Annotated in this window: 6 protein-coding genes; 1 reads left to right on the top strand and 5 read right to left on the bottom strand. The window is 43.2% G+C overall.

Going from position 1 to position 8406, the window contains the following annotated elements; all coding sequences use genetic code 11:
* Nucleotides 1-115 precede the first annotated feature (115 nt).
* The 5 genes from C5S62_RS06335 to C5S62_RS06315 form a co-directional block, all read right to left on the bottom strand.
* Entirely contained in the window at nucleotides 116-2317 is a 2202-nt protein-coding gene (locus C5S62_RS06335) for a ComEC/Rec2 family competence protein (RefSeq protein WP_104404556.1), read from the bottom strand.
* 115 nt (nucleotides 2318-2432) lie between these two features.
* Nucleotides 2433-3548, bottom strand: a complete 1116-nt coding sequence (locus C5S62_RS06330) for an iron-containing alcohol dehydrogenase family protein (RefSeq protein WP_104404555.1) — start codon at nucleotides 3546-3548, stop codon at nucleotides 2433-2435.
* Nucleotides 3549-3907: 359 nt separating this feature from the next.
* Nucleotides 3908-4513 (bottom strand): helix-turn-helix domain-containing protein, encoded by a 606-nt coding sequence (locus C5S62_RS13255; RefSeq protein ID WP_223301170.1) that lies wholly within the window; start codon nucleotides 4511-4513, stop codon nucleotides 3908-3910.
* A gap of 1191 nt (nucleotides 4514-5704) precedes the next feature.
* Nucleotides 5705-6742, bottom strand: coding sequence for a DNA polymerase III subunit delta (gene holA, locus C5S62_RS06320; RefSeq protein ID WP_104404554.1), 1038 nt, complete (start codon nucleotides 6740-6742; stop codon nucleotides 5705-5707).
* A gap of 76 nt (nucleotides 6743-6818) precedes the next feature.
* Entirely contained in the window at nucleotides 6819-7595 is a 777-nt protein-coding gene (locus tag C5S62_RS06315) for an AMP nucleosidase (RefSeq protein WP_172486269.1), read from the bottom strand.
* A 108-nt stretch (nucleotides 7596-7703) separates the two neighbouring features.
* Between C5S62_RS06315 and C5S62_RS06310 the strand changes: the two genes are divergently transcribed.
* Nucleotides 7704-8159, top strand: a complete 456-nt coding sequence (locus tag C5S62_RS06310; protein ID WP_104404557.1) for a type I restriction enzyme HsdR N-terminal domain-containing protein — start codon at nucleotides 7704-7706, stop codon at nucleotides 8157-8159.
* Nucleotides 8160-8406 lie beyond the last annotated feature (247 nt).

Here is an 8406-nt window from a genome sequence, read left to right as displayed (position 1 = left end):
CGTAAAAACCCACCGGAACATACCTGAAAAACACTGAAAAAGCGGGACTTTCCATGGAAAAGTCCCGCTCTGCTGTTACAAAGATACAACATTTTCAGACCAAAAGCAAATTGTGTTAAAACGGCCGGCGGTCATCTAAAGGGACAACCAATGCGCCTTTCTGCCTGACGTCATACAACTCCAAACCGGCATTGCGCACTTCGCCGGCAAAACGCCGGCGATAATAATCGGTGAGCGAGGCATCGAGCACAACAACGCGCGGACGATAACGCCTGAGCGCCGCGTGCAATGACGCACCATAGCCACACGCCAATACCAAAAAATCGACATTCAACGGCTCAACCGGCAACTTACCGGTCAGAGGACGATGGAGAATCGCCAGCCGGCAACCGCCAAAAGCCAGCAATCCGTCAACGGCATAAAGGTGAGGCTCCACAAGACTATCGCCCAAAAGGCACGGCGCCGCCACTCCGCACGGCTCCCAACAGTTGCGGCGCAAGGGAGCCAGCACGCTGTCGGCACGCAACGGAGCAGGTGACCACAAATAGCTCCGACGGGCATCTTCAACGAGATGGACTGCCGTAGTTCCATGCAAATTATAGACAATAACCTGCCGGGGAACCCACCACGGCGAACGCGCTAAAAGCGCCAAGGCTACGGCAACGGCAAACAGGATGCCAGCTAAATACACGTAGACCGGACGCCGCCAGCGCGATGCTGCCAAAGCAAAGACAACAAAAAGATAAAACGCTACTACAGCGCCAAGTGGCGGAGAATAGGCCAAAGCGGCGCCAGGCAGACGGACTACAGCGGCAAGCACCCCATCGAGCAAACGCAGCAAGCCGCCTATGAACATTGCCAGAAAAGGCTGAGAAAAAGGAAGCAGCAGAAACACCACGGACAATCCCAACAAAGGGAACACAAGGGGTACTGCCAGCAAATTGGCCAAAAGACCATAAGGAGCTACCGTATGGAAACTGTAAGCCACTAAAGGCAGAGTAACGACCTGTGCAGCAAAAGACACCTGTACCAACTGCCAAAACCAGCAGCAAGCAGTGCGGGGAAAACGACTGTAACGCCCCGTAAGAAACAGGGTCCGGAGCAAGGGCCGATGGACAAGATAGGGTTGCCGTTCTGCTTCACGGCGAAGAAGAAAAGGTTGTGGCAGACGAGGAACTATGAGCAGAATGCCGGCTACGGAAAGACACGACAGCTGAAAACCGACATCGAAAAGTGCCTGAGGAGAAACGGTCAGAATGATAAAGGCTGCCAGTGCCAGATTGTTGAGCGAAAAGCTATGACCACGAAAACAACCTGTCATCTGCATCACAGTGAACATTATCGTAGCACGTACCAAAGAAAGAGGTAAACCGGCCAAGGCTGCGAAACTCCACAAGACTGCCACCCCGACGAGGGAGGCACCGATGAACAGCAGACGGCGGCATCGGAAGAGGGGCTGCAGAAAACTGTTCCACAAGGCAAACAAAATACTGAGATGTAGTCCGGAAAGCGCCAGGACATGGCTCACACCGGCTTGTGAATAAACCTCACGCGTGTCACGGTCAAGGTGCGTCTTGTCGCCAAGTGTCATGGCGGTTATGACGCCAAGATCGCGCCCCTGAAAGTATTCGGCATAACGCCGCACAAGTGCGTTGCGCCAACGATGCAACCTAACGGTGAGAGGAAGATGGCTGGCGGCAGTCTCCGACAACTGCCAGTAACCGGCGGCACAAAACCCTGTTCCTGAAATACCATGCCTGCGCAACCAAGCGGCATAATCGAAATCTCCCGGATTGCCGGAAGCACGCAATGGCTCTATTGACGTGTAAAAAAGCAGCGTATTGCCAACTTCCGGCACAGAACATGCGGTATGGAGCGCCATGGTGTCTCGCATGAGCGTCAGACGTACTCTCAAACCATCATACTGTCCACCGGTAAGACTAACTTCAACTTGATGTGCTTTGGAACTTCCGCGTGGAGTTTCCATAATCATACCGCGGAATGTCTGTGCTCCGACAGGCCACGAAGGCTGAAGCTTGTCACGCTGGTTAACCAGCAAGGCCATTCCCATAAGACCAATACTAATGGAAACAACGGCTAAATTAAAACGGGAAGTACGGAACTGCAACGGGCGGAAAACTTGCAAGACATATCCGCCAACAGCAACTGCCAGCGAAGCTACAAACAAAAAAGCGCAACAACCGGAAAAGATGCTATAAGCCCACTCACCTGCCGCTATACCTGCCATGAAAGGGAGCACAAGACCGATCAAGGGGTGCTCACTAAAAACAGAACGTGGCGGAAGATAGGTTTGCAAGGATCTTTATTTTATCAGATACAGAATTTCCGGTTCAGGTTATGACCATTGTTCTCCATTTTACAGTAAAAAGTAGAGGGCCAGCCGAAAAAAGAAAAGGAACGGACGGAAGTGGTCAACGCAAGGACACATAGAGTTCGCGTAGCATGTCTGGAGTTATCTCAATGGGATTATTACGGAGATTGGGATGTTGGCTACCCAATACCAACTCATTCAACTGCTCGTCAGAGAGATGAAAATCACACAAATCACACCGCATACCCGTGACATGCTTAAGTGAGACAACGGCATCCGCTAAGGCCCCGCTACCGGCATAGCCCAGCAAACGGGCCAATGCTTCCACACGCTCACATCCAGCAGCATTGAGACGGATAAAACGGTCGAGTGTCAAAGCACAGGCTTCTCCATGAGGAATGCCCAACAAATTGGTCAAAGGATAAGAACAGGCGTGCACGGAAGTGGTTCTAGGCAATGTAAAAGCCAATCCTGCCATAACGGAGGCTTCGGCCATTTTTTCGCGCGCCACAGCCGATAACGGTTCCTCAAAAGCCGCTTTCAGATAACGTAACACTAAGCCGGCGGCATGTACGGCTAAAGCATCGCAGACCGGCTGATGATGTAAACTCCAATAGGCTTCGATGGCATGAGAAAGCACATCGAAACCTGTACTGGCGGTGAGATGAGGTGGCAGACTATAAGTAAGTTCCGGATCTACAATGGCTACAACAGGATAAAGACTTGCGGATTTAAGAGGCACTTTCAGTCTGCGGACATGATCGGACAATACACTGACATCGGTTATCTCACTCCCGGTTCCGGCTGTAGTAGGAATAGCAATGAGAGGCAAACGCGCCTCGGGCAATACACGACCCGTATCCAGATAATCTGCAATGCTATCAGAAGTAAGGCAAATCATCGCTGCGGCTTTGGCCAAATCAATGACACTGCCCCCTCCTAATGCTACCACAAAGTCATAACCGCCTGCACGCAACTGTTCTGCACAAGCATCGCACTCCGTTACATCCGGATTGGGCGACACATTGCTAAAGGTACCGTCCAGGCAGCCGTTGCATGCTTCTTTTATTTTACCGGCTACGCCGCGGTATACAAACGAAGGAGAGGTGACCAACAGGCCACGATGCCTCCCCAAATGTCTTATCTCTTCCGACAGGCAGGCTATTAGCCCATTGCCAAACCGTATTCTAACTGGTTGTAAATATTCCCAGACCATGTTTTTCATTTACAGACAGCCATATCTTCAAAGGATAAATAAACAACATATCCAATAGGATTCTGGCCGTATTCTTATCTAAAAGTCATATTGTACCAGATCACAAAATTATAGTACAACTCCTGTGCATATCAGCTGAAAGATTTCTCTTCTATAGGCAAATTAAATTTCGCCTTGTTCTATGAAAAACAAACATCTGACTGACAATTACCGCAAATATACGAAAAAGCCAACTACTAATAATAGCATCAATCACTATTTTAATAGCCGGCTCTCATTTTTTACAATAAAAGCTTACAACATTTCCTCTAATACTCCGCTTTACACTCCAAAAATATCACAAAAAACAACATCTGATTTTATTTAGAAGAAGGGACAAAAGCTTCATAAGTTCCATCATCAAAAAACACACGTATTTCTTTAATTTTTCGAACTTGTTTGTCAATAAAATTCGTATTATTATCAAAAGATGAAGAAGGTGAACGACTTCCCCGAAATTCTTTTGGAAGCACTCCTCCCAAAGAAGAATTAGGAGATCCTTTCACCAAAGTTTTTTCCGGATATCCAGCCTGACCGCAACCTTGCCCGGAGAATAAAGTGGGAGCGTCTCCATGAACAGAATGGCTCACTACATCCGACATACCGAATCCGGCAATAGAAGGATGAAACATATTTTCATCTTCTGGTGACGCATGAAAATCTTCAGAAGAAATACCAGCATTACTGTTCACATCATCCCCAAGAGAATTATTCATAGAAACATGGGCATCACCTTCACCAAACATTAACCAATTTATATTGATGTCAGGAAAAGCACGATGAACTGCCATCACATGATTATTGGTTGGGTTTGTACGTCCTGTAAAAATACTCGACAACGAGGCTGGTGATATTCCCAATTTAGCAGCAAAATCCTGTTGAGACAATTTTGCCTGATCCATTATTTGACGAATTCTTTCTTTCATTATATATAAACAAGTATCAATATATACCTCTCTCTTAAAAATTCTCCCAATCACGATCGAAGCCATCCAAAGCATCTCCTTCGGTCTGGAAGTACTATAATAAGAGGTTTATCTTACAGTTTACAAAAATATAAATAACAAACGACATAAACAACTTTTTTACTTTTAAATATCAAAACACAAATCAACAATTGCCACAATATTTATTTACAACCACAAAACACACATTAAAAGACCATCTTTTAATTTTACATATACAAAACAAAAGGTCTTATTTACATTTATGATAAACTTTGGTATAAACACAAGAAAACACTGATTTTGATAGCTTTATATATTACTATTAATAAGCATTAATCTATATATCAGATAACATTACGGATATCAGCGACATAAACACACTACAAACAACACAAAAAAAACAGCTATACATCTAGTATACAGTGTAATAAAGCATGAAATAAATCATGAATATTTATTACTATTAAAACATATAACAGTAAATTTAGATTTTGAAATTGGTTTTATTTTGTGTATTTTTATAAAATATAAAATGTCAAATATTTACAAAACAATATCAAGTGCGTCTATTTTATTTTTGTTTATTGATTCATGTTTATATATTTCACAAGGGCATACTATACATATTTGAATTATAGACTACTAAATTAGTGAATTCGTAAAGAATATAATTAAAATAAGATAGACATAAAGAAAATATTTCTATGAAAATCTCAGAGCACATAAAAACAGTGTAAATAATTAAATTTCAACCTATAACGACAATATAAAACCAATAATATTTGAGATAAGAAAAAAATTAAATCCCCGTCTAATAACTCCATTTTTCAGATAAAATACCCCTCATAACCCCAATAATTGTCTAAAAAAACGTCAAACTTATGGATTGAATGAGAAAAAAAGGATATGATTTACATTTTCTACACGTGTAATATTTAAAACAGAAGACTATCGAACAAATAAAATAATCAGAGAACAAACTTAATTAGTTATATTCTCTGATTATTCTATTCCTTAATAATCTTCCGGATTTTTCTAAAGTTTTACCTAAATATTCGATTTTAAAAAGATATAAATACGAAATTCCAAATTAAAGAATCCATCAACGGAACATCAGAACATCAGATAAAAATTGGAGAAGGAGAACCTGAAACAATCATAAACAAAACTTCAATGAAGTATAAAATAATAAAGTTCTTTCATTAATTCATTTCCGGGAATCCCAGGGTTCCCCACCCCTTTTAAACGAGCATCTGTACGGCGTATTTCTCCTATGATCTTCATAACTTTCACACCTGAATAATAACGCATGGCCGGCATCACATTCTTACGCACCTGCCATTCATTCACTCCAAGCCATACAGCTATTCCGCGCTCCGTTTTATCTGGTGAATAATAAGCTAACATCACATTAGTGAAATAACGGAAAAGTGCCGGAAGGATCTTTTGAGGAGGATTTTCCTTTGAATTTTTATCAAAATAATTCGCAATACGAATCACCTTTAACACGTCCTTTTGCCCCAAAGCATCCTGTAGCTCAAAAATATTAAAATCCTTACTAATGCCTATATGACGCTCTATCAGTCCAGAGGTAATGTTTTTCTCACCTTGTGCTTTGGCTATGCAAAGTTTGTCAAGTTCTCCAGCCATACGATTAAGGTCACTACCGACATACTCTGCCAGCAATGCTGTTGCTGCAGGATCTATGGTCAGTTGTCGCTTCCGAAGATAATTACGTATGAACGTAGGAAGCGCAGCCTCTTTCATTTTTTTCGAGTCGAAGAGAACACCGGACTTTTCGATAAGTCCTGCTATCTTTTTGCGACGGTCAAGCACTCCGTTTTTATGACAAAACACTATAACGGTAGTCGATTGTGGTTGACGCAAATAAAACTCCAAACGGTCTATGTCACGTATATTCTGCGCTTCCTTTACAACGACAACCTGATACTGTGCCCCCATAGGAAATCCCTTTGCCGCCAATATCACACTATTAATATCCGCATCAACTCCAAAAAACGTCATCAGATTGAAATCACGCTCCTCTGGTTTCAACAGACAATCCACAATAAAGTCAGCTACACGATCAATGTAGTAGCTCTCCTCACCCATCAAATAATAAACAGGCTTGATATTACCAGCCTTGACATCACGGCAAATCTCTTCGGGAGTTGGTCCCGATACTCTTTTGGCTAGAAAAGTTGCCATTTTATTCTATATATTAAATAATAAATCCAAGCTATATAAATGAAGAATACCGTATGCGTACTTTCCTCTATTTAATTTACCAATCGTACTTCAAGTGTCGGACCGTTTTCCGCTCTCCCATAATAAGCTTCACGGCCTCAATGCCCACCCTCACATGCGTGGCGGCAAAATCTCTGGTCACTTTATTATCGCTCTGCTCCGTTTTGACTCCATCAGGTTCCATCGGATTGTCAGACACCAAGAGCAACGCTCCTGTTGGTATATGATTATAAAATCCACACGAGAAAAGCGTTGCAGTTTCCATATCTACAGCCATGGCACGTGTTTCACGCAAATAACTTTTGAAACGCTCATCATGTTCCCACACACGGCGATTTGTGGTATAAACCGTTCCAGTCCAATAATCATAACTATTGTCGCGCAAGGCTGTAGAAACAGCCCGCTGCAACATGAAAGCAGGTAAAGCCGGCACTTCTGAAGGAAAATAATCGTTAGAGGTACCCTCTCCTCTAATACCGGCCAGTGGCAAAATATAATCCCCCAGATGAGTTTTGTCGGAAATGCCACCACATTTGCCTAAAAAGAGACAAGCTTTAGGTTTTACACTACTGAGCAAATCCATAATCAGGGCTGCATTAGGACTTCCAATACCGAAATTAATCATTGTAATGCCACCAGCTGTAACAGCACGCATATTGGCATCAAATCCAACACGTTCCACGCCCATTTGATCGCAAAACATATCAACATAATTATTGAAATTCGTAAGCAGAATATAGTCACTGAATGTTTCGAGCGGCTGCTTGGTATAGCGCCCAAGCCAATTGTTGACAATTTCTTGTTTGGTCACCATAATCTTCGTATTTTTGCAGGAAAGAAGCAACCTGGCGTCAGACATTGTTATATCCTTACGTCTATGCCGCTCCCATTTTTCCTTGGTTTCTACTGCAAATATAGCGAAATGATTTCATTAAACCTGCCGCCATTCACTATAAAAACGACCCGAAGAGAAGGACGCACCGTTATCTTCGATTTTCTGCGCCGCCGGTATGTGGCCCTTACTCCCGAAGAATGGGTACGACAACATTTCACCCACTTTCTTGTTGAATACAAAGGATATCCTTCCGCCCTTTTGGCCAATGAGGTAAGTATAACGGTAGGCGGTGCCGACCGCCGCTGCGACAGCATCTTATATCACCGTCAGGGTGGGAGGCCGCGCCTCATTATAGAATACAAAGCTCCCAGTGTAGGTATCACACAAAATGTCTTCAACCAAATAGCTTCCTACAACAGCATTCTGCGCGCCGACTATCTTATCGTTTCAAATGGTTTAGTCCACTACTGTTGCAAAATGAACTATGCCGAAGCACAGGTGGAATATCTTCGGGACATTCCACACTACGAAGAATTGGGCTGAGCTACAGAAATCTCTCAACACAACTCATACGAATAAAGTGAACTATATCAGACTGAATATATAAATATCGGAGAAAGAGAAGATATACCTTAACACTACCGACAAAACGATAGAAACCAATAACTACTCCAATTCCAGCGGACTGTAAAACCAACGAGTAGACTTGATGACGTTGCCGTCACCGTCCAAGATGGGATTGGAAGGGGAGGAATACCGCAGGCGGCCATCCGCTACAGCCTCAGAAAGT

This window comes from Prevotella sp. MGM2 (assembly GCF_002933955.1).
In the GTDB taxonomy this organism is placed as follows: Bacteria; Bacteroidota; Bacteroidia; order Bacteroidales; family Bacteroidaceae; genus Alloprevotella.
Note: the sequence above shows the minus strand (reverse complement) of the source record. Positions and strands in the feature narration are given on the sequence as shown.

Excerpts from the sequence above, each read along its gene's own strand:
- C5S62_RS06315 (WP_172486269.1), bottom strand. The coding sequence starts at position 7,595 with ATGGTGACCAAACAAGAAATTGTCAACAATTGGCTTGGGCGCTATACC.
- C5S62_RS06310 (WP_104404557.1), top strand. The coding sequence starts at position 7,704 with ATGATTTCATTAAACCTGCCGCCATTCACTATAAAAACGACCCGAAGA.
- C5S62_RS06330 (WP_104404555.1), bottom strand. The coding sequence starts at position 3,548 with ATGGTCTGGGAATATTTACAACCAGTTAGAATACGGTTTGGCAATGGG.
- holA (WP_104404554.1), bottom strand. The coding sequence starts at position 6,742 with ATGGCAACTTTTCTAGCCAAAAGAGTATCGGGACCAACTCCCGAAGAG.
- C5S62_RS13255 (WP_223301170.1), bottom strand. The coding sequence starts at position 4,513 with ATGAAAGAAAGAATTCGTCAAATAATGGATCAGGCAAAATTGTCTCAA.